24 protein-coding genes are annotated in these 24,294 nt (G+C 66.5%); 10 read left to right on the plus strand and 14 right to left on the minus strand.

Translation table 11 applies throughout. From position 1 onward, the window contains the following. Positions 1 to 79 precede the first annotated feature (79 nt). Positions 80 to 1,249 (plus strand): acyl-CoA dehydrogenase family protein, encoded by a 1,170-nt coding sequence (locus tag AC5Y39_RS12385; protein ID WP_500018477.1) that lies wholly within the window; start codon positions 80 to 82, stop codon positions 1,247 to 1,249. A gap of 21 nt (positions 1,250 to 1,270) precedes the next feature. Here the strand turns inward: AC5Y39_RS12385 and AC5Y39_RS12390 are convergent, their stop codons facing one another. From AC5Y39_RS12390 to AC5Y39_RS12405, 4 genes are all read right to left on the minus strand, one after another. Then, a complete protein-coding gene (locus AC5Y39_RS12390) occupies positions 1,271 to 2,221 on the minus strand; it encodes a hypothetical protein (protein ID WP_500018475.1) in 951 nt (316 codons plus the stop codon). 52 nt (positions 2,222 to 2,273) lie between these two features. Then, on the minus strand, positions 2,274 to 2,624 hold the full coding sequence (locus tag AC5Y39_RS12395; RefSeq protein ID WP_500018473.1) for a DUF4190 domain-containing protein: 351 nt from the start codon (positions 2,622 to 2,624) through the stop codon (positions 2,274 to 2,276). Positions 2,625 to 2,730: 106 nt separating this feature from the next. Further along, positions 2,731 to 4,137 (minus strand): cystathionine beta-synthase, encoded by a 1,407-nt coding sequence (locus AC5Y39_RS12400; protein WP_500018471.1) that lies wholly within the window; start codon positions 4,135 to 4,137, stop codon positions 2,731 to 2,733. A gap of 52 nt (positions 4,138 to 4,189) precedes the next feature. Further along, on the minus strand, positions 4,190 to 5,242 hold the full coding sequence (locus tag AC5Y39_RS12405) for an alpha/beta hydrolase fold domain-containing protein (RefSeq protein ID WP_500018469.1): 1,053 nt from the start codon (positions 5,240 to 5,242) through the stop codon (positions 4,190 to 4,192). Positions 5,243 to 5,436: 194 nt separating this feature from the next. Here AC5Y39_RS12405 and AC5Y39_RS12410 point away from each other — a divergent pair, with 194 nt between their 5' ends. Next, the gene (locus AC5Y39_RS12410; protein WP_500018823.1) at positions 5,437 to 6,396 is read left to right on the plus strand and encodes an SGNH/GDSL hydrolase family protein; all 960 of its coding nucleotides are present in this window, start codon (positions 5,437 to 5,439) and stop codon (positions 6,394 to 6,396) included. A gap of 41 nt (positions 6,397 to 6,437) precedes the next feature. Then, a complete protein-coding gene (locus AC5Y39_RS12415) occupies positions 6,438 to 7,655 on the plus strand; it encodes an acetyl-CoA C-acetyltransferase (protein WP_500018467.1) in 1,218 nt (405 codons plus the stop codon). 42 nt (positions 7,656 to 7,697) lie between these two features. Here AC5Y39_RS12415 and AC5Y39_RS12420 read toward each other — a convergent pair whose 3' ends face one another. Together AC5Y39_RS12420 and AC5Y39_RS12425 are read right to left on the minus strand one after the other, a co-directional pair. Then, positions 7,698 to 8,519 (minus strand): type IV toxin-antitoxin system AbiEi family antitoxin, encoded by an 822-nt coding sequence (locus tag AC5Y39_RS12420; RefSeq protein WP_500018465.1) that lies wholly within the window; start codon positions 8,517 to 8,519, stop codon positions 7,698 to 7,700. A gap of 200 nt (positions 8,520 to 8,719) precedes the next feature. Next, positions 8,720 to 9,562, minus strand: a complete 843-nt coding sequence (locus AC5Y39_RS12425; protein ID WP_500018463.1) for a Bax inhibitor-1/YccA family protein — start codon at positions 9,560 to 9,562, stop codon at positions 8,720 to 8,722. A 136-nt stretch (positions 9,563 to 9,698) separates the two neighbouring features. Here AC5Y39_RS12425 and AC5Y39_RS12430 point away from each other — a divergent pair, with 136 nt between their 5' ends. Genes AC5Y39_RS12430 through AC5Y39_RS12440 form a run of 3 tightly spaced genes read left to right on the plus strand, consistent with a single transcriptional unit; the run spans position 9,699 to position 13,254 of the window. Continuing rightward, positions 9,699 to 10,757, plus strand: a complete 1,059-nt coding sequence (locus tag AC5Y39_RS12430; protein ID WP_500018462.1) for an enoyl-CoA hydratase/isomerase family protein — start codon at positions 9,699 to 9,701, stop codon at positions 10,755 to 10,757. A gap of 6 nt (positions 10,758 to 10,763) precedes the next feature. Then, positions 10,764 to 11,537 carry an enoyl-CoA hydratase gene (locus AC5Y39_RS12435; RefSeq protein ID WP_500018460.1) on the plus strand — a complete coding sequence of 258 codons (774 nt, stop codon included), beginning with the start codon at positions 10,764 to 10,766 and terminating at the stop codon, positions 11,535 to 11,537. A gap of 10 nt (positions 11,538 to 11,547) precedes the next feature. Further along, entirely contained in the window at positions 11,548 to 13,254 is a 1,707-nt protein-coding gene (locus tag AC5Y39_RS12440) for an alpha/beta hydrolase (protein ID WP_500018458.1), read from the plus strand. On the opposite strand, the gene AC5Y39_RS12445 is transcribed toward AC5Y39_RS12440, so the two are convergent. Together AC5Y39_RS12445 and AC5Y39_RS12450 are read right to left on the minus strand one after the other, a co-directional pair. Next, entirely contained in the window at positions 13,166 to 13,636 is a 471-nt protein-coding gene (locus AC5Y39_RS12445) for a rhodanese-like domain-containing protein (protein ID WP_500018456.1), read from the minus strand. The genes AC5Y39_RS12440 and AC5Y39_RS12445 overlap by 89 nt on opposite strands. Then, positions 13,633 to 14,205 (minus strand): cysteine dioxygenase, encoded by a 573-nt coding sequence (locus tag AC5Y39_RS12450; protein WP_500018454.1) that lies wholly within the window; start codon positions 14,203 to 14,205, stop codon positions 13,633 to 13,635. The genes AC5Y39_RS12445 and AC5Y39_RS12450 overlap by 4 nt, the downstream gene beginning before the upstream one ends. A gap of 106 nt (positions 14,206 to 14,311) precedes the next feature. Here AC5Y39_RS12450 and lpqV point away from each other — a divergent pair, with 106 nt between their 5' ends. After that, on the plus strand, positions 14,312 to 14,737 hold the full coding sequence (lpqV, locus tag AC5Y39_RS12455) for a lipoprotein LpqV (RefSeq protein WP_500018452.1): 426 nt from the start codon (positions 14,312 to 14,314) through the stop codon (positions 14,735 to 14,737). Between the two features lie 19 nt (positions 14,738 to 14,756). After that, on the plus strand, positions 14,757 to 15,785 hold the full coding sequence (locus AC5Y39_RS12460; RefSeq protein ID WP_500018450.1) for a patatin-like phospholipase family protein: 1,029 nt from the start codon (positions 14,757 to 14,759) through the stop codon (positions 15,783 to 15,785). A gap of 14 nt (positions 15,786 to 15,799) precedes the next feature. Here AC5Y39_RS12460 and AC5Y39_RS12465 read toward each other — a convergent pair whose 3' ends face one another. From AC5Y39_RS12465 to AC5Y39_RS12480, 4 genes are all read right to left on the minus strand, one after another. Next, positions 15,800 to 16,291: a DUF4383 domain-containing protein gene (locus tag AC5Y39_RS12465; protein ID WP_500018448.1), complete on the minus strand. Its 492-nt coding sequence runs from the start codon at positions 16,289 to 16,291 to the stop codon at positions 15,800 to 15,802. An 81-nt stretch (positions 16,292 to 16,372) separates the two neighbouring features. Next, on the minus strand, positions 16,373 to 17,239 hold the full coding sequence (locus tag AC5Y39_RS12470; RefSeq protein ID WP_500018446.1) for a patatin-like phospholipase family protein: 867 nt from the start codon (positions 17,237 to 17,239) through the stop codon (positions 16,373 to 16,375). A gap of 155 nt (positions 17,240 to 17,394) precedes the next feature. Beyond that, a complete protein-coding gene (locus AC5Y39_RS12475) occupies positions 17,395 to 19,026 on the minus strand; it encodes a fatty acid--CoA ligase (protein WP_500018821.1) in 1,632 nt (543 codons plus the stop codon). A 14-nt stretch (positions 19,027 to 19,040) separates the two neighbouring features. Continuing rightward, positions 19,041 to 20,666: a fatty acid--CoA ligase gene (locus tag AC5Y39_RS12480; protein ID WP_500018819.1), complete on the minus strand. Its 1,626-nt coding sequence runs from the start codon at positions 20,664 to 20,666 to the stop codon at positions 19,041 to 19,043. A gap of 105 nt (positions 20,667 to 20,771) precedes the next feature. Here AC5Y39_RS12480 and AC5Y39_RS12485 point away from each other — a divergent pair, with 105 nt between their 5' ends. Beyond that, positions 20,772 to 21,878, plus strand: a complete 1,107-nt coding sequence (locus AC5Y39_RS12485) for an NDMA-dependent alcohol dehydrogenase (RefSeq protein WP_500018444.1) — start codon at positions 20,772 to 20,774, stop codon at positions 21,876 to 21,878. A gap of 7 nt (positions 21,879 to 21,885) precedes the next feature. Here AC5Y39_RS12485 and AC5Y39_RS12490 read toward each other — a convergent pair whose 3' ends face one another. Then, positions 21,886 to 22,917: an MmpL3/TtfA transport complex stabilizer gene (locus tag AC5Y39_RS12490; RefSeq protein WP_500018442.1), complete on the minus strand. Its 1,032-nt coding sequence runs from the start codon at positions 22,915 to 22,917 to the stop codon at positions 21,886 to 21,888. Between the two features lie 353 nt (positions 22,918 to 23,270). On the opposite strand from AC5Y39_RS12490, the gene AC5Y39_RS12495 reads away from it, so the two are divergent. Continuing rightward, positions 23,271 to 23,972 carry an EthD domain-containing protein gene (locus AC5Y39_RS12495; RefSeq protein ID WP_500018440.1) on the plus strand — a complete coding sequence of 234 codons (702 nt, stop codon included), beginning with the start codon at positions 23,271 to 23,273 and terminating at the stop codon, positions 23,970 to 23,972. A 46-nt stretch (positions 23,973 to 24,018) separates the two neighbouring features. Here the strand turns inward: AC5Y39_RS12495 and mbp1 are convergent, their stop codons facing one another. After that, a complete protein-coding gene (gene mbp1, locus AC5Y39_RS12500) occupies positions 24,019 to 24,252 on the minus strand; it encodes a microaggregate-binding protein 1 (protein WP_499909439.1) in 234 nt (77 codons plus the stop codon). Positions 24,253 to 24,294 lie beyond the last annotated feature (42 nt).

A 24,294-nucleotide genomic window follows, 5' to 3' on the forward strand; every position in this document is an offset into this window, starting at 1 on the left:
CGATCGCAAAGGCCTACGTCCGCCTGCGCTCGGGGGTGCGCTTGGCCGCAGTGCGGTGTGGGCGGTGTACACATAGCGCATGGGTACCGCCAGGATTGACGACCTCCTCGACGTCGACTCGCTGCTGTCGCCGGAGGACATCGAGTTGCGCAACACCGTCCGCCGGTTCGGCGAAGAGCGACTGCGCCCGCACATCGCCGACTGGTTCGAAGCCGGCGAGGTCCCGGTGCGTGAGTTGGCCGCCGACTTCGGCAAGCTGGGGCTGCTCGGCATGCATCTGAAGGGCTACGGCTGCGGAGGGTCCACCGCCACCGCTTACGGGCTGGTGTGTCAGGAATTGGAAGCGGTCGACAGCGGGCTGCGCAGCCTGGTGTCGGTGCAGGGGTCGCTGGCAATGTTCGCGATCTACCGGCACGGTTCAGAGGAGCAGCGCGAGCGGTGGCTGCCGTCGATGGCCACCGGCGACGCGATCGGTTGTTTCGGGCTGACCGAGCCGGACTTCGGGTCCAATCCCGCCGGCATGCGGACCACTGCGCGCCGTGACGGCAGCGACTGGATTCTCAACGGCTCCAAGATGTGGATCACCAACGGCACTGTCGCGGACGTCGCGATCGTGTGGGCCAGGACCGAGGAGGGCATCGCGGGATTCGTGGTTCCGACGGACACACCCGGCTTTTCGGCACGCACCATGACGCACAAGCTCTCGCTGCGAGCATCGGTGACGTCGGAGTTGTCTTTCGACGACATGCGGCTGCCCGCGGAGGCCAAATTGCCTGAGGCGCGCGGCTTGTCGGGTCCGCTGGCATGCCTGTCGGAGGCGCGGTTCGGGATTGTGTTCGGCGCGGTCGGGGCGGCCCGCGACTGTCTGGAAGCGACGCTGAACTACGTCACCACCAGGGAGGTGTTCGACAAGCCGCTGTCGGCCTACCAGCTGACGCAGGCCAAGCTAGCGGACATGGCGGTGGAGTTGGGCAAGGCGCAGCTGCTTGCGCTGCATCTCGGCGGTCTCAAAGACGCGGGCAAGATCCGGCCGGAGCAGATCAGCGTCGGCAAACTCAACAACGTCCGAGAAGCGATCGAAATCGCACGCCAGTGCCGAACTCTGTTGGGCGCCAACGGGATAACGCTGGAGTATCCAGTGATCCGGCACGCCAACAACCTGGAGTCGGTGTTGACGTACGAGGGCACCTCCGAGGTGCATCAACTGGTGATCGGCGAAGCGCTGACCGGGGTCAGCGCGTTTCGGTAGTTGCTCGGCGATGACCGGTCGCTACGGGGTGATCGGCGCTACCTGATTGCCGGTGAGCTTGCGGTAGGTGAACACCAGCAGCAGGCTTGCCAATGGCGCCGCCACCAGCAAACCGACACCGCACAGCAATGCGCCGACGGCCGTGATGACGCCGGCGACAAGCCAGACAAGCAACGCATTACCGACATTGCTCTTCACCGTGTCGAAACTGTTCTTGATCGCCTCGACTGGCGAGAGGTTGCGATCGAGCACCGCGATGATCGTGAACATGAGCAAGAAGCTCGCGATCAGGCCGGGGAGGTAGCACAGCGCGTTGCCGACGGACACGATCGCGCTGACGATCAGCGCCGCTACGACCACATTGCCGACGTTGCGCGGCCGGAAGAAGGTTCCCACTGTCACGTGATGCCCGTCCGCGAGCTCGAGAAGGCCGCTGATGTAGGCGGATTGGATCGTATACGCGACGAGCATCAAGATGAACGAGACGACGATGTTCATCAGGAAGCCGGTGGCGCTGAAAGCACTCCAGGAGTAGCTGAACCCGGAATCCGACGACGTGTAATCGGCTCCCGGTGACAACGCGATCATCAACCCGATCAGGATGCCGAGAACCACCAATTCGATGACGCCGTAGATGAGCGTTGCGACGACGAGCGGGCCGGCGTTCTTGCTGAACTTGTTCCACGCCCACGAGAACGCTTCGCCGAAGTCGAAACCCTGCCCTGCCCCGTAGCCGCTGTAGCCGGGGCCGCCGGCAGGCGGGTAGCCCGCAGCGGGCGGTGGATAGCCACCGGGCGGCGGAGGCGGCGGGTAACCACCTTGCGGTGGCGGTGGATAGCCCTGCTGTGGCGGTGGCGGATAGCCACCTGGGGGTGGTGGATAGCCACCACTTTGCGGCTGGCCCGGTGGCGGATAGCCACCGGAAGACGGCGGAGGCGGCGGCGGATACTCGCCGGGTGGTTGCTCGGTCATGATTCCTCTTTGATCGAATTGACCAGTGCGCCTAGGGATATCGGCCGCTGACTCAGCTCGGGAAGTAGAAGGCGACGGCGACGATGATGCCGATGATCAGCGAGACGGCGCCCACGATGATGCCGGCTAGCGCAAGTCCTCGCCCTTGTTGGCCGGTCTGCTTGACCTGGTTCAGCGCGACGATGCCGAGGACGATGCCGACGATGGACAGGACACCGATGCAGAAAACGCCCAGAACCGAGCAGACCAGCGACGCGATCGCCAGGCCGTTGGTACCAGCGGCCGGCGCAGTGCCCGGATAGCCCGACTGGGGTGGCGGATACCCACCCCCGGAAGGTGGCGGTGGCGGCGGGTAGCCCCCGGGCGGTGGTGGCGGATAACTTCCTGGCGGCTGGTCGGTCATGGTGCCTTCCCACTCAGGTGAAGTAGCCGGGTGAAGCGGTGCTCACCATACCCGAGAAGATGTTGGAGAACCGTATAAGCGAAGAAACGGCCAAAACGTTGCGCCGCTAGCTGCGTGCCGCAGCGCCCGACAGGAATCCGAGCAAATCCTGACGGGTGATGACGCCGACCGGCTTTCCCTCTTCGACCACCATGAGCGCGTCGCACTCGCGCAGCATTTTGGCGGCGGTTCCGACCAGTTCGCCTGTGCCGATCATCGGCATCGGTGGGCTCATGTGCTGGGCGACCGCGTCGGCGAGTTTGGCGCGGCCCTCGAACACCGCCGACAGCAGTTCGCGTTCCGACACGCTGCCCGCGACTTCACCTGCCATTACCGGCGGTTCGGCTCCGACGACCGGCATCTGTGACACACCGTATTCACGCAGAATGCCGATCGCATCGCGGATCGTCTCCGACGGATGGGTGTGCACCAGGTCAGGCAGCGCACCTGACTTGCCGCGCAACACATCTCCGACGGTCGGCTGCGCCACCGAGCCATCGAGGCGGGTGCGCAAGAACCCGTACGACGACATCCAGTCGTCGTTGAAGATCTTGGACAGATAGCCGCGGCCGCCGTCGGGCAACAGCACCACGACCAACGCATCCGGCCCGGCCCGCTCAGCAACCCTCACCGCAGCGACCACGGCCATGCCGCATGACCCACCGACGAGCAGCGCTTCCTCGCGGGCCAGCCGCCGAGTCATCTCGAACGAATCCGCGTCGGACACCGCGATGATCTCGTCGGGAACAGTCGGGTCGTACGCGGCGGGCCAGAAGTCTTCGCCCACGCCCTCGACCAGGTACGGGCGACCGCTTCCGCCGGAATACACCGAGCCTTCCGGGTCGGCACCGATGACGCGCACCGGTCCTTGCGGTCTGTCAGCCGAGACGTCCTTGAGGTATCGGCCGGCGCCGGTGATCGTGCCGCCGGTGCCCACGCCGGCGACGAAATGCGTGACGGCGCCGTCGGTGTCGGCCCACACTTCTGGTCCGGTCGTCTCGTAATGGCTGGCCGGCCCGTTGGGGTTCGAATACTGGTCCGGCTTCCACGCACCGTCGATCTCGTCGACCAGTCTGTCCGAGACGCTGTAGTAGCTGTCGGGATGGCCGGGCGGTACGGCCGTCGGGCAGACCACCACCTCGGCACCGTAGGCGCGCAGCACGTTCTGTTTGTCTTCGCTGACCTTGTCCGGGCAGACGAAGATGCATTTGTAGCCGCGCTGCTGGGCGATCAGCGCCAGCCCGACGCCGGTGTTACCCGACGTCGGCTCGACAATCGTTCCGCCAGGACGCAATTCACCACTCGCTTCGGCAGCGTCGATCATCTTGACGGCGATGCGGTCCTTAACGCTGCCGCCGGGATTGAGGTATTCCACCTTCGCCACAACCCGGCCGGCGCCCTCAGGCACGACCGAGTGCAACTCGACCAGAGGCGTGTTGCCGATCAGTTCGCCGATGTGCTGCGCAATCCGCATGGGTCCATGATCGCAGCCGCGGTCCGGCGCTTGTCGCGCGGACCGAACCAGGCTAGTCGGTGGCTTCGCGGATGTAGCCGCCGATCTGCCGCAGCGACCGCACAGCTTCGGGAACCAGCGGCGCGCACAGCTGGAACACGTGCATCTGCCCCGGCCACACCCGCACCTCGACCGGCACCCCGGCAGCGGCCAGCCGCCGCGCAGCCAGCCGTGCGTCGTACAGCAGAACTTCGGAACCCGAAACATGAATCAATGTGCGCGGCAAGCCCGGCTCGATGTGATCCACTGGCTCGTAGACATCTTCGGGCTCGCCGTCGACCACGCGTCGAGACGCTGCCATCGCGATCAGATCGAGCAGTGCGTCAAAAGCCTTGGGCGGGAACATCGCATCGGTGCGGATGTTCGCGTGCTGTTTCTTGGCCTCGGTCTCCAGCTGCATCAGCGGCGACAGCGATACCATTGCGGCCGGTTCTTCGCCGTCTGCAAGCAATCGTTCGGCGAGCGCCAGAGCCAGGTAGCCACCAGCCGAATCTCCTGCCAGGACAATCTGATCCGGCCCGTACCCGAGGTCACGCAGCCACTGATAGCCGTCGTAGCAGTCGTCGATGGCCTGGCCGATCGAATGCTTGGGAATCATCCGGTAATTCAGCACCAGCACGGGCGCGTCGGCGTAGTGCGAGATCATCGTCGTCAGCCGGCCGTGCGTGTTCACTCCGCAGGTGAGGAACGCGCCGCCGTGCATGTACAAGACCACGCGCCGCTTGCCATCGGCGGGCAGCACACCCTTGGCGCGGACCAGTTGCGCGGTGCACTGCGGCAGCTTCACGGTTGCCCGCACAGTGCCGGGGATGGGCAGTAAGGCCCGCGCCGCAAAGTCGATCAGCCCCCATGGCCACGGCAGAAACGGTACGTGGCTGCCAACTGTCAGCGTCGGACGAATTGTTAGCCGGGCGCCCAGCCAAGCCAGCCGCCCGGCGATGCTGGGACCGTCTTCGACGACCTCGACGGGCGCGCCGTCGCTGACTGGGTAGCGACGGGATTTCAGCGCGCGAGCTGCGCCGATGTGTGCGCAGGGCGACCCCGAGACCTTGCTTGGTGCGGTCATTTCACACTCCTACGCCGTTGTAGGCCGGTACCCCACGGGTCACGCCGTCAGTTCCCGGTAACTTAGCTTGACACCTTCAGCGTGTTCAACGATCGGCTGAGGTGTTTTGATATCGGATTCGTATTTCTCCGTGATCGCACCGAGTTTCACCTGCGTGTCGATGAGGGTGCGCCACGTAAACTCGGCTCGTGCACATGCGCGCTCCGCGGCGGTCAACCATCGCATTGGCGGCCATCGGTGTCATCGCATCATCCGGCGGCGCCTATGTGGGCGCGCGAAACTTCTTGAACGGGCAAGCAGATCAAGCGCGCAGCGTGATCCCGCGGATCTGGGAACCGCCTCCGCGCGCCGACGGCGTCTACTCCCCCGGAGGCGGTCCCGTCGACCGCTGGTCGCGAGATGTGCCGTTCGACTTGCACCTGATGGTCTTCGGGGATTCGACCGCAACGGGTTTCGGCTGCCACTGCGCCGACGAGGTTCCCGGAGTACTTCTGGCCCGCGGTCTGGCGGAAGAGACCGGCAAGCGAATTCGCTTGAGCACCAAGGCAATTTCGGGTGCAACGTCGAAAGGGCTGTCCGGTCAAGTCGACGCGATGTTCGTGGCGGGACCGCCGCCGGACGCCGCGGTCATCATGATCGGCGCCAACGACATCACCGCGCTCAATGGGGTCGGCCCGTCGGCGCGTCGTCTCGGCGCGGCGGTCAAGCGTTTGCGGGACAGCGGCGCCGTCGTGGTCGTCGGCACCTGTCCTGACTTCGGGGTGATCACCGCGATTCCGCAACCGCTCCGCTGGGCCGCCCGGACCCGGGGATTGCGGCTGGCGCGGGCGCAGGCCGCCGCGGTGCGCAACGCCGGAGGAGTTCCGGTGCCACTGGCCGACCTGCTGGCACCGGAGTTCCTGCAAGCTCCCGAGTTGTTGTTCTCCGAGGACATGTACCACCCGTCCGCGGCAGGTTATGCGTTGGCGGCCAAACAGCTTTTCCCCGCCCTGTGCAATGCGTTGGGCGAGTGGACCGGCGGGCCGGTGCCTGAGCTGCCGTGGGTGTCGCAAGCGGCCGAAGCCAGGACGTTCCGCAACAGACTGCGCCGCCTCGCGCGGATTGTCCGGCACACGACTGGGGTTCGGGCACCCGTCGTGGTGCCTGCGAACTGACGCGGACTAGGTTCGGGGTAACTCTGACCTCAGGAGGCGTCATGCCCGAAGCCGTCATCGTCTCGACCGCGCGCTCCCCCATCGGCCGCGCTGCCAAGGGATCGCTTGTCGACATGCGTCCCGACGACCTTGCCGCGCAGATGGTGCGCGCCGCCCTGGAAAAGGTGCCCGCGCTCGACCCGCGTGACCTCGACGACCTGATCATGGGGTGCGGCCAGCCCGCCGGTGAAGCCGGCTTCAACATCGGCCGCGCGGTGGCGGTCCAGCTGGGCTACGACTTCCTGCCTGGCACCACGGTGAACCGCTACTGTTCGTCGTCGCTGCAGACCACCCGCATGGCGTTTCACGCGATCAAGGCCGGTGAGGGCAGCGCCTTCGTGTCGGCGGGAGTCGAGACGGTGTCGCGGTTTCCGAAGGGCACGTCGGACGGTTGGCCGGACACCCACAACCCGCTGTTTGCCGAGGCCGAAGAGCGCACCGCCCAAGCCGCTGCAGGCGCCGACTCCTGGCACGATCCACGCGAGGACGGCGTCCTACCCGACGTCTACATCGCGATGGGCCAAACCGCGGAAAACGTTGCGCTGCTTACCGGTATCAGCCGGGAAGACCAGGACCACTGGGGTGTGCGGTCGCAGAACCGCGCAGAGCAGGCGATCGCCAACGGGTTCTTCGAGCGTGAGATCGTGCCGGTGACACTGCCCGACGGGTCGGTGGTCAGCACCGACGACGGCCCACGGCCCGGCACCACCTACGAGAAGGTCAGCCAGCTCAAGCCAGTGTTCAGGCCGAACGGGACCGTGACCGCGGGCAATGCGTGCCCGCTGAACGACGGCGCGGCTGCGGTGGTGATCGTGTCCGACGAGAAGGCCCGCGAATTGGGGCTGACCCCGCTGGCGCGGATTGTGGCGACCGGCGTTTCGGGGCTTTCGCCGGAGATCATGGGGCTCGGCCCGATCGAGGCGACGCGTAAAGCGCTGGCGAATGCGGGCATGTCGATCGGCGACATCGACCTGTTCGAGATCAACGAGGCGTTCGCGGTCCAAGTGCTGGGCTCGGCGCGCGAACTCGGCATCGACGAGGACAAGCTGAACGTCTCGGGCGGAGCGATTGCGCTCGGGCATCCGTTCGGGATGACCGGTGCGCGCATCACCGCGACGCTGCTGAACAACTTGCAGACCTACGACAAGACGTTCGGCCTGGAGACCATGTGCGTCGGCGGCGGCCAGGGCATGGCGATGGTCATCGAACGGCTGTCCTGACTTCGCGCCGAGCCTGCGTACAGATCGCGTTCGCGACCGAATTCACGATCTGTGCGCAGTCTCGATGCGGTTGACGCGGGCCTTCCACGCCCTTTCCAAGCGATCGAGGATGCTCGGTGGTGATTCCCGTGCGACGACTCGGATTGCTTTCCAGCCGAGGTCGGGCAGTCGCTCGTATCGCCGGACATCCTTGACCCACTGCACAGGATCGGTCCGGTGCTGATCGCCCTCGTACTCCAATGCGATCTGCGGCGCTTCCCAACCCATGTCGAGGTAGTACCAGCGGCGCTCGAGCGGATCCCACACCGGGATCTGTGTTCGCGGCCGCGGATATCCAGCTCGTATGACCAAGAGCCGCAGCCACGTCTCCTTCGGTGATGCCGCTCCCGCGTCGTAAAGTTCGAGCGCGGCGCGCAGTTGTCGAATGCCTCGAACTCCTGGATGCTTCTCCGCAACGCGAAGAACGTCGTCGGCCTTGAAACCCGTTGCGTTGCCCAGTGCGTCGAGTCGAGCAATGGCTTCATCGAGCCGTCCGCGCCTGCCCAAGTCGAACGCGGTGCGCTCGGGCGTCGTCACGGGAAGGCCCCTCAGTGTGCTGTATTCGCCTGCACCGAGGCGCATGTCGTAAGTGCGCAAGCCGTGCGGACGACGGGCGTTATTCCAGATCAACTCGACGGGCTCCGCGTCGGCTATCCACTTCGAGCCGTGCAGCGCGGACGCGGTGAGCCCGGCGACAATGCCACGCCGGTGAGACCACAACCAGGCAGCGACTGCACGCTGGTGCAAAGTCAGCGCCGCATCCTTCGCGACGTAGACGTCGGGGAAGACCGCGCGATAGCGAGACCTGAGCTCGTGCTTGCGCACCCGCCCGCTCTCAATGGCTTCGCTACCTCGAAACGGTCGGCCCCCCGCTGCCATAGGCCAACTCTTGCGCAACGCCGGCCTCCGAAACTGCGCACAGATCGCGATCTGTGGACGAATCGCGATCTGTGCGCAGGCTCGGCGAGGAACCCTGCAGACGACGAAGGGCCGGCACCGTAGTGCCGGCCCTTCCGTGCAGGAAATCAGTCGCGGTAGAAGTAGCTGAGCAGCTGCAGGATCTCCAGGTACAGCCACACCAGCGTGACCGTCAGCCCCAGGGCGATGCCCCATGCGGCCTTCTCCGGTGCCCCGGCGCGGATCATCTGATCGGCGGCATCGAAGTCGATCAAGAACATGAACGCCGCCAGCGCGATGCAGACCAACGAGAACACGATCGCCAGTGCGCCACCGCTGCGCAGCCCCATGCCTGCGCCTCCGTTGACGCCAAACAGCGACAGCACCAGGTTGCCGAGCATCAGCACAAGCACACCGAACAGGCCGGCCACGACCATCCGGGTGAGCTTCGGGGTGACGCGGATGGCGCCGGTCTTATAGACGACGAGCATGCCGGCGAAGACACCCAGAGTGCCTAGGACGGCTTGCGTGATCAACGTCCCGGCGCTCACGCCCGAGACGACGAAGTTGCCGAACACCCACGAGACCGCACCGAGGAACAAGCCCTCGAGCGCCGCGTAGCTCAGCACGATCGCCGGGTTGTCCTGCTTGCGGGCGAGCGTGGCGACAAGAACCAGAACCAGGCCGCCGAGTGCGCCCACCATGGTGAACAGTCCAGCCAAGGCCGGGTTCACACCCACCAGGTAGTACGACACCACCGCGACCAGCGACAACACGCCAAGCGTGATGCCGGTCTTGGTGACGACGTCGTCGACAGTCAGCGGGCGCGAAACGCCCTGCTGCACGTAAGGCTCGGTTTGATAGCCCTGATAAACCTGCTGCGCTCCGGCGGCGTAGCCGGGCCCGAACTGCGCGTATCCGCCTTGCTGCCTAGGCAGCGATCGAAATACCGGGTTGCTGGTCTCCCGCACCGTCGGTTCCTCTCCTAAATGTGTACCGAGAACAAACGTCCAACGATTGACACCTCGTCATCAGTTCCCGGCCTCTTCCCAGGCAAACCTTACCCGGGGCCGCGCCACCAGGGGAGACGATCTAGATTGCTTTCCCGTGACGGGTGACCGCTCTGCCGACGAGATCGTGACCAGCGCCCAAGACGGTGTCCGCTTCCTCACGCTGAACCGGCCCAAGGCGATCAACTCGCTGACCCACTCCATGGTCACGACCATGCATCAGAAGTTGCGCGAGTGGGCTGACGACGACGACGTGCGGGCGGTGGTGGTCAGCGGCGCCGGCGACCGGGGGCTGTGCGCGGGCGGCGACATCGTCGCGATCTACCACAGCGTGCACAACGACGGCGGCGCCGAGGCTCGGCAGTTCTGGCACGACGAATACCTCCTCAACGCCTACATCGCCCGCTATCCCAAGCCCTACATCGTGCTGATGGACGGCATCGTGATGGGCGGCGGCGTCGGGATCTCCGTGCACGGCAACACCAGGGTGGTGACGGACACGTCGAAGATCGCGATGCCCGAAGTGGGCATCGGTTTCGTCCCCGACGTCGGTGGCACCTACTACCTCGCGCGCACGCCGGGTCGGCTGGGCCTGCACGCCGCGCTCACCGGCGCACCGTTCTCCGGGTCCGACGCGATCGCGATGGGCTTCGCCGATCACTACGTCCCACACACTGCGCTCGACGACTTCGTCAAGACCGTCGTCGACGACGGAGTGGACGCCGCGGTGAAGCGTCACGCCGTCGCACCGCCGCCCAGTGAGCTTGCGGTGCAACGGAACTGGATCGACGAATGCTTCGCGGGCGACACCGTGACCGACATCGTCGCCGCGCTGCGCGGACACGACGCCGGCCCGGCCAACGACGCCGCCAACCTGATCGCCACCCGCTCTCCCACCGCCGTCTCGGTGGCCCGGGAGGCGGTGCGCCGCGCGGCGGACCTGCAAACGCTTGAAGACGTTCTGCGCCAAGAGTATCGGGTGTCGTGCGCGACGCTTCGTTCACACGACCTGATCGAGGGCATCCGCGCGCAGGTCATCGACAAAGATCGCAACCCCAAGTGGTCGCCGGCCTCCCTGGCGGAGGTCAGCGCCGAAGACGTCGAGGCGTTCTTCGCCCCCGTCGACAACGACCTGTCGTTCGAGAACGAAAGCTGAAAGCCGATGACCTACCAGACCATCCTCGTCGACCGCCAGGACCGCGTTGCCACGATCACGCTGAACCGCCCGGAGGCGCTCAACGCCCTCAACGGCCAGGTGATGGCCGAAGTCACTACGGCCGCAGCAGAATTCGACAACGACCCGGGCGTCGGCGCCATCGTGCTCACCGGATCCGCCAAAGCGTTCGCCGCCGGGGCGGACATCAAGGAGATGGCAGAGCTGTCGTTCGCCGAGGTGTTCGCTTCCGACTACTTCGCCGCCTGGGGCAAGTTCGCGGCCGTGCGCACACCGACGATCGCTGCCGTGGCCGGCTATGCACTGGGTGGCGGCTGCGAACTGGCGATGATGTGTGATCTGCTGATCGCCGCGGACACCGCGAAATTCGGCCAGCCCGAGATCAAACTCGGTGTGCTGCCGGGCATGGGCGGCTCCCAGCGGCTCACCCGCGCGATCGGCAAGGCCAAAGCGATGGACCTCATTCTGACCGGACGCAACATGGATGCCGCGGAGGCGGAACGCAGTGGGCTGGTGTCACGGGTGGTGCCGGCCGATGACCTGCAGCGCGAAGCGATGTCGGTGGCGACCACCATCGCGCAGATGTCGTTGTCGGCCGCGCGGATGGCCAAAGAAGCCGTCAACCGGGGGTTCGAAACGCCGCTCTCCGAGGGACTTCTGTACGAGCGGCGGCTTTTCCACGCCGCGTTCGCCACCGACGACCAAAGCGAGGGCATGGCGGCGTTTGTCGAGAAACGCGCCCCCAACTTCACCCATCGCTGAAGATGGGGGCATGACCGACACCGAGGCGTCCGAGGAAACACCCGAGGCGCCCGCCGAAGAGCCGTCCGAAAAGACTGCCGCAAAGCCCGATTGGTGGGTCCGGCATTACACGTTCACCGGAACGGCTGTCGGGCTGGTGTTCCTGTGGCTGTCGATGACGCCGTCGCTGCTGCCGCGCGGACCGCTGTTCCAGGGACTCGTGAGCGGCGCTGCCGGTGCCACCGGGTATGCCGTCGGCGTGTTTGCGGTCTGGTTGGCGCGGTTCATGATGTCGCGGGACAGCAGCCCCAAGCCGCCGCGCGCCGCGTGGTTCGTGCTGGTGGCGGTCGGGATGGTCGGCACGCTGGCGATGGTCGTCTGGTTTCACGTGTGGCAGGACCACGTCCGCGGTCTCATCGGCGTGCCCCGGCTAAAGTGGCATGACTATCCGCTGGCCGCAGTCCTGGCCATCGTCACGCTGTTCGTGCTCGTCGAAATCGGCCAGCTGATCGGGCGTTTCATCCGCTTGCTGGTCCGGCAACTCAATCGTGTTGCGCCGCCGCGGGTTTCGGCAGTGGTCGCAGTGCTGTTGGTCGTCGCACTGTTCGTCGCGATCCTCAACGGCGTGGTCTTGCGGTTCGCGATGAGCACGATGAACAACACCTTCGAAGCGGTCAACAACGAGCAGGATCCCGACAGCCCGCCGCCCACCAGCCCGCTGCGCTCGGGCGGACCCGGTTCGCTGGTGAGCTGGGCCTCGCTGGGCAACCAGGGCCGCATCTTCGTCGACGGCGCCCCGACCGTGGAACAGCTGTCGAAGTTCAACGGCGCACCGGCCACCGAACCGATCCGCGCGTACGCCGGACTGGAATCCGCCGACGGCATCGAGGCCGCCGCGGAGCTCGCAGCACGCGAGCTGGACCGCACAGGTGGCCTCAAGCGCAAGGTCGTCGCCGTCGCGACGACCACCGGGACCGGCTGGATCAACGCGGCCGAGGCCGACGCGCTCGAGTACATGTTCAACGGCGACACCGCGATCGTGTCGATGCAGTACTCGTTCTTGCCGAGCTGGCTGTCGTTTCTGGTCGACAAGGAGAACGCTCGGCATGCCGGGCAGGCGCTGTTCGAGGCGGTGGCGGCACGGGTGCGGGCGCTACCGGAAGGCCAACGGCCCAAGCTCGTCGTGTTCGGGGAAAGCCTGGGCTCCTTCGGCGGAGAGGCGCCGTTCCTGTCGGTCAACAACATCGTGGCCCGCACCGACGGGGCGCTGTTCTCCGGGCCAACGTTCAACAACACGATGTGGCAGGAGGCCACCGCCAACCGCGATCCCGGTTCGCCCGAGTGGCTGCCCATCTACGAGCAGGGCTACAACGTGCGCTTCGCCGCCCAGTCCGACAACCTCGCTCGTCCGGCCCAACCGTGGGGCAATCCGCGAATCGTGTACCTGCAGCACGCATCCGACCCGATCACATGGTGGAATCCGGATCTGCTGTTCTCCGAACCGGACTGGCTGAGGGAACCGCCGGGCTACGACCGGCCGCAGGACATGTTCTGGTTCCCGGTGGTGACGTTCCTGCAGGTGTCGGCCGATATGGCGGTCGCCGTGGACGTGCCCGACGGGCACGGGCACCGCTACGTCAAAGACGTGGTCAATGCGTGGGCCGCAGTGCTGCAGCCGCCCGGATGGACGCCGGAGAAGACCGGGCGCCTGCGCGAAGTGGTGAAAGCGCCCGAGTAGCAGACCTCAACGCGACCAGAGCGCCGGACTCGCGAAGCGCCCAGTAGCCGCCGACGACGTCGGTGGCGCGGTGCAGGCCGAGGTCTTGCAGCGCGGCGGCCGCGAGGCTCGAGGTGTAGCCCTCCGAGCACACCACCACCCACTCGACGTCCTCGTCGACCGCGTGCGGCAGCCGTGCGTCACTGGTGGAGTCGCAGCGCCACTCCAGCACGTTGCGCTCGACGACGAGCGCGGACGGCACCCTGCCCTCACGCTCGCGCTGGGCCTGCGGGCGGATGTCCACGAGCACCGCTCCGCGGCGGACCGCATTGGGCACATCCGGCGCAGCCAACCGCTGCAGCCGCTGCCGGGCGGCGAAGAGGACGTCGTCGATGCGGCTCACTGTCCCTCCGGAGTGTCGGTGAGTTGAGTGCGGACCCGCCGCAACGTGTTGTGCTCGGTGACGTCGTAGTAGGACATTGCGGTGAGCGGCGGCGAATACGCGTGCACGCTGAGCGTCGGCGCATGGTCCGACGGGGCCCAGGTGACGTCGTGCACCCATCCCAGCGGGAACGCTGCCTGGTCACCGGCGACCAGCCGTCGTCGGCGCAATGTCTCACCGGCCCAACGGGTTTCGTTCAATGCACCGCTGAGCAAGGTGAGTGCGCCCAGCGAGCCGCAATGGTCGTGTAATTCGGTGGATTCACCCGGCACCCAGCTGATCAGCCAGACGTCGAGTTCGTCGTCACTGCGCAGCCGGGTGAACCACCGTTCGTCCTCCGGAATGCCGTGGCGCGGGAACAGGTGGTCGTAGTCGCCGCTGAGAACGTGGTCGGCGTCGCGGTCGGTGATGTGCAGAAGATCGGGCAGCCGCAGCCTGGTGGGACCGGGCACCGCCGGAATGGTCGACGGACGCAACGCGGCGGGGCGGGCGGGCGACGACGAGCCGCTCGCGCGGAGAGCCAAAGACATGGGAATGAGACTCCGAAGGATGGGTGGACGAATCGGGGCGGGCAGTCAGGCCCGACAACACTCCCGAGTGCCGATGAGTCCCATCACGGCCAATAGTCTGGCACACATGACTGCTGCGCGCTGCTTTCAGGGTGTGCTGTTGGCCGGTGTCGGGGTCGTGACGCTGCTGGCCGGCTGCTCGACGTCGGAGAAACCGACAGATCAGGCCAAGCCGACCTCCGCCCCGCAGGCCGCGCCGTCGACCGCGCCGGCGCAGGTGGAGGTCTCACCGGCCGGCGTGACGACCGCCGTGAACGTGCCAGCGAGCTCCACCGAAGAGGAGTACTACCAGGCCTGCCACTGGGCGCGGGAATGGATGAAGGACAAGCCCGGCGACCCACACGCCCAGATCGAGCCGTACCTGGCGATGGTGCAGGCATCGGCCACCGGCGAGAAGGGCACGTGGAACACCCCGTGGACCAAGCTGACCCCGGAACGCCAGGCCGGGGTGATCGTGGCGGCGAAGGCGGCCGCGGACGCCGGCTGTGACTGAGCGCGCGCACAATGGCCAGATGGACGGCAAGCGCGTAGCGCTGGCACTCGGAAGCGGCGGCGCGCGCGGCTACGCCCACATCGGGGTGATCGCCGAGCTGCTGGAGCGCGGCTACGAGATCGTCGGTGTCGCAGGCTCGTCCATGGGCGCGCTGGTCGGCGGTCTGCATGTGGCCGGCGCCTTGGACGAATTCACGGACTGGGCCAAGACGCTGAGCCAGAGCGGTGTGCTGCGGCTGCTCGACCCGGCCTGGCGCGGTCCCGGGTTCTTCCGCGCCGAGAAGGTCCTCGACGTGGTTCGCGACCTGGTCGGCGAGGCGGACATCGAGAAGCTGCCGATCCCCTATACCGCTGTCACCACGGACTTGCTCACCGGTAAATCGCTGTGGCTGCAACGCGGTCCGCTCGATGTGGCGATTCGCGCGTCGATCGCGATACCGGGGATGATCGCGCCGTACGTCGCCGACGGTCGGGTCCTTGCCGACGGCGGCATCCTGGACCCACTGCCGGTCGGGCCACTGGCGGGCGCGAACGCCGACGTGACGATCGCGGTGAGTCTCAACGGCGACGACATCGGCAGTGAGCGCTACCGCCGCTCAGAGGAGCCCAGTGCGGCAGCGGAATGGTTCACCCGGTTGGTGCGCAGCACGTCGGCGCTCCTGGAAACTCCGGCCGCGCGTTCGGTGCTCGGCCGGTTCGGCTCGACCGCAGAGGACGAGGCGGAGGAGCAGCTGGCCGAGGCCGACCCGGAATCCGACGACGTGGCCACCGCGTCGGCGATGGTGCCCAAACTGGGCAGTTTCGAGGTGATGAACCGCACGATCGATGTCATGCAGGCGGCGCTGGCCCGTCATCAGCTCGCCGCGTATCCACCTGACATCCTCATCGAGGTGCCGCGCACGTCGTCGCGCAGTCTGGATTTCCATCGCGCCGCAGATGTGATTGACGTGGGACGCACACTCGCCGGCCAGGCGCTGGATTCGTTTGAGTCGCAGGGTGATTCGATCGACGACGCAGCCGAAGACTCACCCGCTGAGTCCGGCGACTGACCCTCTGCGCTGGATCAGACTCCCGTTCCGGTCGGGCCGGGAGCGCTCGCCCGGTTCCCTGTGGTGCGGCCCAGGAGCAGCCCGAGAAGGACCATGCCGACACCCAAAGCGAAGTGCAGCCAGTTGTCGGCGGTGTTGACGGGGATGAAGTTGGCGGCGCTGTGCTGATTGATCAGAAGCCCGTAGATCCACAGCACCAAATAGATGAGGCCGCCGGCGATCAGAAACGTCCGCGCTCCGTTAAACGTGCGCGCCATCAACAGCCCCGCCACGCCGAAGAGTAGGTGGACGATGTTGTGCAGCACCGAGACGTGGAAGAGATGCAGAAGCATCGCACCCGACTGGTGACCGGCCACTTTCATTCCGCCGTCGTAGTCGGTGACGCCCGGAATAAAGCCCAAGACGCCCACTAGCAGAAACACCGCGCCGACGACGAGCGCGGCGCCTTGAACCGTCGCCCAGCGGTCAGCCCGACCGGTGGCGCCGCCGGCAGGAGATGTCGCCATCGCTGCACCTCTCTTCTTTCGTAAAACAAGCAAGATAGAGAGGTACCCCCAGGGGATGGGCACAAACGCGGGACAGCCGCGTCAACCAGCGGCGTCGAGGAACGCGGCAACCTTCGCGGCGTCGCGCCGTCCTTGCTCTCGGCCGGCGACCGCAGAGGGCGCGCGGCAGTCCGGGTCCAGCGGATTGCGCCCGAACGCTGCGACCGACGCCTCGTCGGCGAAGATGCCCAGCGCCCGGCCGGGGAATTCGGCCAGCTCGTCGGCCAGACTCCGCCCGAACGGCGAAAACCCCGGTTCCGGACTGGGTGACAGCATCACCACCGCGTCGGCGCCGGTGACCGCGTCCACGTTGGCGCTGCTGCCGATGCCGCCGTCCATGAATCGCCGCTGCCCGATCGTCACCGCCGGCCACACCACCGGCACTGCGCAGCTGGCCGCGACGGCGTCGACCAGAGACACACCGCTGTTTCGGTCGAACAGCACGCGCTCGCCGGTGCCGACGTCGATTGCCGTGACCTCGAGCCGACGCTCCGGCCAATCGTGGGACGGCAGCCGATGCTCGATCACGGCACGACGCGCCTCTTCAGTGACCGTCTTTGCCGAAAGCGCCTGCACGCCAATCCATTTCAAGCGTTCGCGGGTCGAGACACTCGCATCGTTGGCATGCTCGAACAGCTCGATCAGTTCGTCGACGTCGATGTGGGGTGCGATCTCATGCGTCGCCGGTTCGAGCTGGCGGTCGTAGAGGCTCTGCAACGGCGTGCCGCTGGAAATCTGCGCTGCAACTGCCGAACCCGCCGACGTGCCGAGGAGAAGCTCCGCGTCGAGCAGGCGCCGGGCGGCAGCTGGCGCTACGTCCTGCACGCCGAGCAAAAAGCCTGTTTCCCAAGCGATTCCGGCGATGCCGCCGCCGGCGAGTACCAGTGCCAGCCGCTCGGTCTTCGTCACAGCGTCCCCCGTCCGGATTGTGAGGCCACCTAAACATCATGACTGACGGGCGATTGCCGTGGCTACCGAGTCGAGCCCTGACTTCCGCCGAGCAGACGCTGAATCGCATGAGAAGGCGCTGCGCGATGCGATTTGGTGTCTGCTGGCGCGGTGGGTCAGTCAGCGCATTCGACGACGTCGTAGGCGTCGTCGGCGTAGCGGGCGCGGATCACCTTCTTGTCGAACTTGCCGACGCTGGTGCGCGGCACCTCGTCGACGAAGGCCCAGCGTTCCGGCAGCCACCACCGGACAACCTTGTCGCGCAGATAATCCCGCAGCTGCGGAGCAGTGACGGTTGCGTTCTCCTTCAGCACCACCGCAGCCAGCGGCCGCTCTTGCCAGCGCTCGTCGGGCACGCCTACCACCGCCGCCTCCAGCACGTCGGGATGGCCCATTAGGTGGTTCTCCAGCTCCACCGAGGAGATCCACTCGCCGCCGGACTTGATCACGTCCTTGGCGCGGTCGGTCAGCGTGACATAGCCCAGCGCGTCGATGCGCCCGACGTCGCCGGTGCGCAGCCATCCGTCGGCGAACTTTTCGGCGTCGCGGTTCCGGTAATAGCTGCCGGTGATCCACGGCCCGCGAACCTCCAGCTCCCCCACCGACTTTCCGTCGTTGGGCAGCACGTTGCCGTCGTCGTCGACGATGCGCATTTCGACCCCGAACAGCGGCCGGCCTTGCGTCGCCCGCAACTGCCACGCCGCGTCACCGTCCACCCCGCGCGGCGGCCACGCCATCGACGCGACCGGCGACGTCTCGGTCATTCCCCACAACTGCATCAGCGTGATGCCGAACTTCTCGTCGTAGGCGCGCATCAGCGATTCCGGCACCGCCGAGCCTCCGCACAGGATCAGCCGCAACGACGAAATGTCGTGCGCTGGGTCGTGTTCCAGGCAGTGCAGGATGTCGTTCCAGATGGTCGGCACCGCGGCGGCCACCGTCGGACGACATTTCTCGATCATCTCGACCAACCGGGGTGCGTGCGCATAGCGGTCAGGCAGCAGCAGGTCGGCGCCTGCCATCAGCGCGGCGTGCGGGATGCCCCAGGCATTGGCGTGGAACATCGGCACCACCGGCAGCGCCCGGTCCCCTTCGGCCAAGGCCATTCCGTTGGTGCTGCACACCGACGTGCTGTGCAGATATGTCGACCGGTGCCCGTACACCACGCCTTTCGGGTGGCCGGTGGTGCCGCTGGTGTAACACATTGCGGCAGCAGCCCGTTCGTCAATGTCCGGCCAGTCGAAGTCGCCGGGCTGGGCGGCGAGCAGCTCGTCGTAGCGGATGACGTCCTTGCCCGCCGTTTCCAGCACCGCGGTGTCGCCGTCGCCGACGGCCACCACCGCGCGCACGGTCTCCATCTTCGGCAGCACCGCTGCCAGTTGCTTGGCCAGCGACGTGTCGGCAAGCACCACGGTGTCTTCGGCGTCGTAGGCGATGAACTCGATCTGGTCGTCAGAGAGCCGGATGTTCAGCGTGTGCAACACCGCACCCATGCACGGGATGGCGAAGTACGCCTCGAGGTGTTCCTGATTGTTCCACATGAACGTGGCGACGCGGTCGCTGGGCCGCACCCCCAGCGCACGCAAGCCGTGGGCCAGTTTCGCGACCCGCACGCCCAATTCGCGATAGCTGATCTGGCGGTAGCCGTCTTCGGTCGCGGTGATGACCACCCGGTCGCCGTGGATCGTGGTGCCGTGCCGCAGCACGGACGTCAGCGTCAGCGGAATATCTTGCATCGTGCTGTACAACACGGCTTCTCCGATCAGTGGTGGCACTCGACGATGTCGTACTGCTGATCTGCGTACCGCGCCCGGATCAGCTTCTTGTCGAACTTGCCGACGCTGGTCTTGGGAATCTCGTCGACGAAAGTCCAGCGCTCGGGCAGCCACCACCGAGCGACCTTGTCGCTCAAGAACTTACGCAATTCGTGGGCAGTGACGTCGGCGCCCTTGTCGACGACGACCGCGGCCAGTGGGCGTTCCTGCCAGCGCTCGTCGGGCACGGCGACCACGGCGGCCTCGAACACGCCGGGGTGGCCCATCAGGTGGTTCTCCAACTCGACCGACGAAATCCACTCGCCGCCGGACTTGATCACGTCCTTGGAACGGTCGGTGAGCGTGATGAAACCCCGACCGTCGATGCGGCCGACGTCGCCGGTGCGCAGCCACCCGTCATGGAACTTCGACTCGTCGGCATTCAGGTAGTACGAGCCCGTCACCCACGGTCCGCGAACTTCCACCTCGCCCACGGCTTTTCCGTCATTGGGCAGCACATTGCCGTCGTCGTCGACGATGCGCGCTTCGACGCCGCACATCGGCCGGCCCGCGGTGTTGCGCAACGCCCAATGTTCTTCTTCGCTGACGTCGCCGGGCGGCCGGGCAATGGACGCCAGCGGCGAGGTCTCGGTCATCCCCCAGGCTTGGCGGATCTCGACGCCGTGCTTGTGCTGGAACTCCTTCATCATCGCCAGCGGCACTGCCGAGCCTCCGCACGGCACCACCCGCAGCGACGAGATGTCGTACTCCGGATGCGAATTCAGGTACTTCAGCACGTCGTTCCAGATCGTGGGTACCGCGGCAGCGACCGTGGCCCGATGCTCGTGCACCATCTTCACCAGACGCTCTGCCTGCAGGAAGCGGTCCGGCATCAGCAGGCTGGCGCCCGCCATCAGCGCCGCGTACGGTTTGCCCCACGCATTGGCGTGAAACATCGGCACGATCGGCAGGACGCGGTCGTCCTCGTTGATCGCAAAGCCGGCACAAATCGCCATCGACTGCAGGAATGCCGAGCGGTGGCTGTAGACAACGCCTTTCGGGTTGCCGGTGGTGCCGCTGGTGTAACACATTGCGGCAGCGGACTTTTCGTCTACGTCAGGCCAGTCGTAGGTGGTCGGCTGGTCGGCCAGCAGGTCGTCGTAGCGGATCACCGTCTTTCCGGACTCGGTGAGCGCGTCCAGGTCGCCATCTCCGACCGCCACCACGGTGTGCACAGTCGACATCTTCGGCAGCAAAGCGGCCAGCAGCGGCGCCAGCGACAGGTCGGCCACCACAACCCTGTCCTGCGCCTCCTCGGCGATGTAGGCGAGCTGGTCGGCGGGCAGCCTGATGTTCAGGGTATGCAGCACCGCACCCATGCAGGGCGCCGCCAAGTAGGTCTCCAGGTGTTCCTGGTTGTTCCACATGAACGTCGCGACCCGTTCGTCACCGGTGATGCCCAGCTCGCGCAGCCCGTGTGCCAGCTGCGCGACGCGCTCACCGACAGTGCCGTAGCTGGCCTCGCGGTAGCCGTCGTCGGTCGCGGTGATCACCTTGCGCTCGGCATGCCAGCCGGTGCCGTGCCGCAACAGCATGGTGATCGTGAGCGGGAAGTCCTGCATGGTGCTTTCCACTGCCACCCCCTGTGCTTGCTCTTCGCCGTCTTACTTCCCATCTTGGCCCGCGCACCGGGGTGGCAGGCCAATAATCGAGCCGAACCACTAGGGAAGGGCGGATGCATGAAGACCAAGGCCGCGGTGTTGTGGGGACGGAACCAGAAGTGGGAGGTCGAAGAGATCGACCTCGATGCGCCCAAACAGGCCGAGGTGCTGGTGAAGATGACCGCCAGCGGGTTGTGCCACTCCGACCATCATCTGGTGACCGGCGACTTGCCCATGGCGTTCCCGCTGATCGGCGGGCACGAGGGCGCCGGCGAGGTCGTGGAAGTGGGCCCCGGTGTCGCGGACATCGCCGAAGGCGACCACGTGGTCTTCAGCTTCATCCCGGCGTGCGGCCGCTGTAAGCCCTGTGCCCGCGGCATGAGCAACATGTGCGAGCTGGGCGCGACGATCCTGTCCGGTCCCCAGCTCGACGGCACGTACCGGTTCCACGCGCGCGGCCACGACGTCGGCCAGTTCTGCGTGCTCGGGACGTTCTCGGAGTACACCGTGGTGCCCACCGCGTCGGTGATCAAGCTCGACCAGGAGGTCGCGCTGGACAAGGCCGCGCTGCTGGGCTGTGGCGTGACCACCGGGTGGGGCAGCGCGGTGCGCACCGGTGAAGTCCGCGCGGGCGACACCGTCGTCGTAATGGGCGTCGGCGGGGTCGGCATCAACGCGGTGCAGGGCGCACGCATCGCCGGGGCGCAGCACATCGTCGCCCTGGATCCCGTCGCCTATAAGCGCGAGCGGTCACGGGAGTTCGGCGCCAACCACGTCGCCTCGTCGGTCGACGAGGCCTGGCCGCTGGTCAACAGCCTCACCCAGGGCGAGATGGCTGACGTCTGCATCATCACCACCGACGTCGCCGAAGGGTCCTACCTGGCGCAGGCGCTGAGTTTGGTGGGCAAGCGGGGTCGTGTGGTGGTCACCGCGATCGGGCATCCGACGGAGTTCACCGCGACGATGTCGCTGTTCGACCTGACGAGCTACGAAAAGCAGGTGCGCGGGTCGTTGTTCGGGTCGTCGAACCCGCGCAGCGACATCTACCGGCTGCTGTCGCTGTATGACAACGGCCAGCTCAAGCTCGACGAACTGGTCACCCGCGAGTACACGCTCGAAGACATCAATCAGGGCTACGACGACATGCTCAGCGGAGTGAACCTGCGCGGCCTGATCCGCTACTGACGCCGGCTCAGACGCCGGCCGGCTGCAGCTCGCGCACGTCGTGCATCGCGACGGTCTCCACGTCGAGCACATCGTCGGAGTGGGCCGGCGTGGCCGCGTCGAACACGCTGACGCGACCCAAGTAGTCGGCGACGTACAGTCGCCCGTCCGGGCTCGTCGCCACACAGGACGGCTGTGCGCCGACACCGATGGTGTCGACGACCTCGTGGGTCTTGGCACACACCACGGCCACCGCGTCTCGGTACACGACATAGACGCGGGCCGCGTCGGCGCTGAGGGCCACCTGCATGGGATGTCCGCCGAGCCAGGCCGTGGCCACGGGCTTGCCGGTCGTCATGTCGATGACCTCCACCAGGCCGCCGTATTCCGGGTCGGAGCCCAGCACGTATGCCACCCGCCCGTCGCCGCGGACCACGGCATCCCGGATGGGCGACACCGTCGGCACAGTGGCCACCACGCGCGCAGTCGTGGCGTCGACCACGCTCAGGCGGGACCGCGACGTGTCGGAGGTGCCGACGTACACGAACCGGCCGTTCGGCGAGATCCGCAGCGCGTCGATGGTGCTGTCCGGATCCGCGATCGCGACCGTGTCGACATAGCCGGACGCGACGTCGACGAATGCGAGGTCGACGGTGTCGTCGCCGGCACCGCCGACGACGAGGTGGCCACCGTTGGGCCGTGCGGCGATCTTGGCCACCTGCAGCGTCAGCGGCAGGCTGGCGAGTCGGCTCGCGGAGTGGGTGTCGATGGCGGACACGTAGTCGTACGTGGGCGCGGACGCCGCGACGAATGCGCGGCCACCGGTGACTGCGACCGCGAGGGGCTCGCCGCCGACCGGCACAGTGGCCTGCGCGCGCAGGGCGTAGCCGTCGAGCAACGACACACTGTTGTCGCCTGCGTTGGCGGCGACGATCGTGACGCCGTCGCGGTCGACGGCAAGGTCGCCGATCGGACCGCGGCCCACCGCGATTGCCGTGAGTAGACGCGCGCGGCTGACCGGCCGAATGTCGGCAGCATGCAGCAGCAATGAATTGGCCATAATCATCAAAACCTCCGCCGGCAATCGTGGTGCCGGCTCCGGACTTTTCGTCTCACTGCGCCGTGCGGCGCACATCCTCGTTGAGTCTAGCCATCTGAAATCGCGGTAAACGAGAAACGAACGACCCGCGCTCGAGGGCCGATGTGCCCTTCTCAGAGTGTGCTTAAGAAACTGTCAAGCGAACCTCGTCGGCGGCTCACCGGTTACCGACTCGGGCGGGTCTGCCTGCGAAACTGCGGTGCTCGGCAACCACGTCGTCGTTGCGCGGGCAACGGTGTCGTGTAACGAATTCTTAGTATCGACAAGGTGAATGAGGGGCAAATCACACGACGCCAGCGGCTAAGTTGACTCGGGTGGAGAAGGTGATCGCCCTCTTGCGCGACGCGGAGCGTGACGAGATGTGGTGCACGCATCTGCGCGGGCCGGTGGCCGAGAAAATCCTGGCGCTCGGTGTTGCCGGGCTTGCCGTGAACGTGCGCGATGACGCCGTGCGTGGCTCGTTGATGACGCTGACGACGCTGGATCCGCCCGTGGTGGCCGTCGTGAGCATGTGGGTCCAGCAGTCGTATGGCACGCAGGTGGCAGACGCAATCGCGCTGCTGTCCGAGCACTGCGACGGCGTGGCCGCGTACCTCGTCACGGAATCCGTGCCGTTGGCGCCGCCCAGCAGCGAATCAGGCCAGCGCACAACAGGTTTGGCGAACATCGCGGTGTTGCGCCGGCCGCCTCAGCTCGACCGCGAAACGTGGCTGCTGCGCTGGCAGCTTCACCACACGAGCGTCGCCATCGAGACGCAGGCGACGTTCGGCTACACGCAGAACGTCGTGTGGCGGGCGTTGACGCCGGAGGCCCCTCCCGTCGACGGGATCGTCGAGGAGCTGTTCCCGATCGAGGCGGTCAGCGATCTGCACGCCTTCTTCGGGGCTGCCGACGACGCCGATTTGGCCGACCGGATGGGCCGGATGATCGCCAGCACGTCGGCGTTCGGCGCGAACGAGAACATCGACACCGTGCCCACCAGCCGCTATGTGCTGCGCACGCCGTTCGGCCAATAGGAACGGGCCCGGTTCTCAATGAACCGGGCCCGTGTGGGATGGGCTTCTACTGGTTTTCCTTCTGGCGCTCTTCGGCAGCCTTGGCGCCGCCGCGCGCCGACTCAGCCTCTGCCTCCTTGCGGGCGGCATCACGCTGAGCGTCGGCCTTGTCCTGCTGGGCCTGCCCCTCTTCGGTGAGGTCGTCGCGGCCGGTCACGGTCCCGACAGCCTCCTTGGCCTTGCCCTTGACGCCTTCGACGACACCCTTGATGCCTTCTTCCGGTCCACTGTTCTCAGCCATGCATCCTCCTCGTTTGGCTGTACGTTCTTGGGTGACCGGCGG

Source organism: Mycobacterium sp. NGS39, assembly GCF_059812765.1.

What these genes read in the sequence shown, in the direction of transcription:
- mbp1 (WP_499909439.1), bottom strand. Translation starts at nt 24,252, where the DNA reads ATGGCTGAGAACAGTGGACCGGAAGAAGGCATCAAGGGTGTCGTCGAA.
- lpqV (WP_500018452.1), top strand. Translation starts at nt 14,312, where the DNA reads ATGACTGCTGCGCGCTGCTTTCAGGGTGTGCTGTTGGCCGGTGTCGGG.
- AC5Y39_RS12400 (WP_500018471.1), bottom strand. Translation starts at nt 4,137, where the DNA reads ATGCGGATTGCGCAGCACATCGGCGAACTGATCGGCAACACGCCTCTG.
- AC5Y39_RS12460 (WP_500018450.1), top strand. Translation starts at nt 14,757, where the DNA reads ATGGACGGCAAGCGCGTAGCGCTGGCACTCGGAAGCGGCGGCGCGCGC.
- AC5Y39_RS12390 (WP_500018475.1), bottom strand. Translation starts at nt 2,221, where the DNA reads ATGACCGAGCAACCACCCGGCGAGTATCCGCCGCCGCCTCCGCCGTCT.
- AC5Y39_RS12385 (WP_500018477.1), top strand. Translation starts at nt 80, where the DNA reads ATGGGTACCGCCAGGATTGACGACCTCCTCGACGTCGACTCGCTGCTG.
- AC5Y39_RS12440 (WP_500018458.1), top strand. Translation starts at nt 11,548, where the DNA reads ATGACCGACACCGAGGCGTCCGAGGAAACACCCGAGGCGCCCGCCGAA.
- AC5Y39_RS12465 (WP_500018448.1), bottom strand. Translation starts at nt 16,291, where the DNA reads ATGGCGACATCTCCTGCCGGCGGCGCCACCGGTCGGGCTGACCGCTGG.
- AC5Y39_RS12415 (WP_500018467.1), top strand. Translation starts at nt 6,438, where the DNA reads ATGCCCGAAGCCGTCATCGTCTCGACCGCGCGCTCCCCCATCGGCCGC.
- AC5Y39_RS12490 (WP_500018442.1), bottom strand. Translation starts at nt 22,917, where the DNA reads ATGGCCAATTCATTGCTGCTGCATGCTGCCGACATTCGGCCGGTCAGC.
- AC5Y39_RS12405 (WP_500018469.1), bottom strand. Translation starts at nt 5,242, where the DNA reads ATGACCGCACCAAGCAAGGTCTCGGGGTCGCCCTGCGCACACATCGGC.
- AC5Y39_RS12435 (WP_500018460.1), top strand. Translation starts at nt 10,764, where the DNA reads ATGACCTACCAGACCATCCTCGTCGACCGCCAGGACCGCGTTGCCACG.
- AC5Y39_RS12450 (WP_500018454.1), bottom strand. Translation starts at nt 14,205, where the DNA reads ATGTCTTTGGCTCTCCGCGCGAGCGGCTCGTCGTCGCCCGCCCGCCCC.
- AC5Y39_RS12395 (WP_500018473.1), bottom strand. Translation starts at nt 2,624, where the DNA reads ATGACCGACCAGCCGCCAGGAAGTTATCCGCCACCACCGCCCGGGGGC.
- AC5Y39_RS12410 (WP_500018823.1), top strand. Translation starts at nt 5,437, where the DNA reads ATGCGCGCTCCGCGGCGGTCAACCATCGCATTGGCGGCCATCGGTGTC.
- AC5Y39_RS12485 (WP_500018444.1), top strand. Translation starts at nt 20,772, where the DNA reads ATGAAGACCAAGGCCGCGGTGTTGTGGGGACGGAACCAGAAGTGGGAG.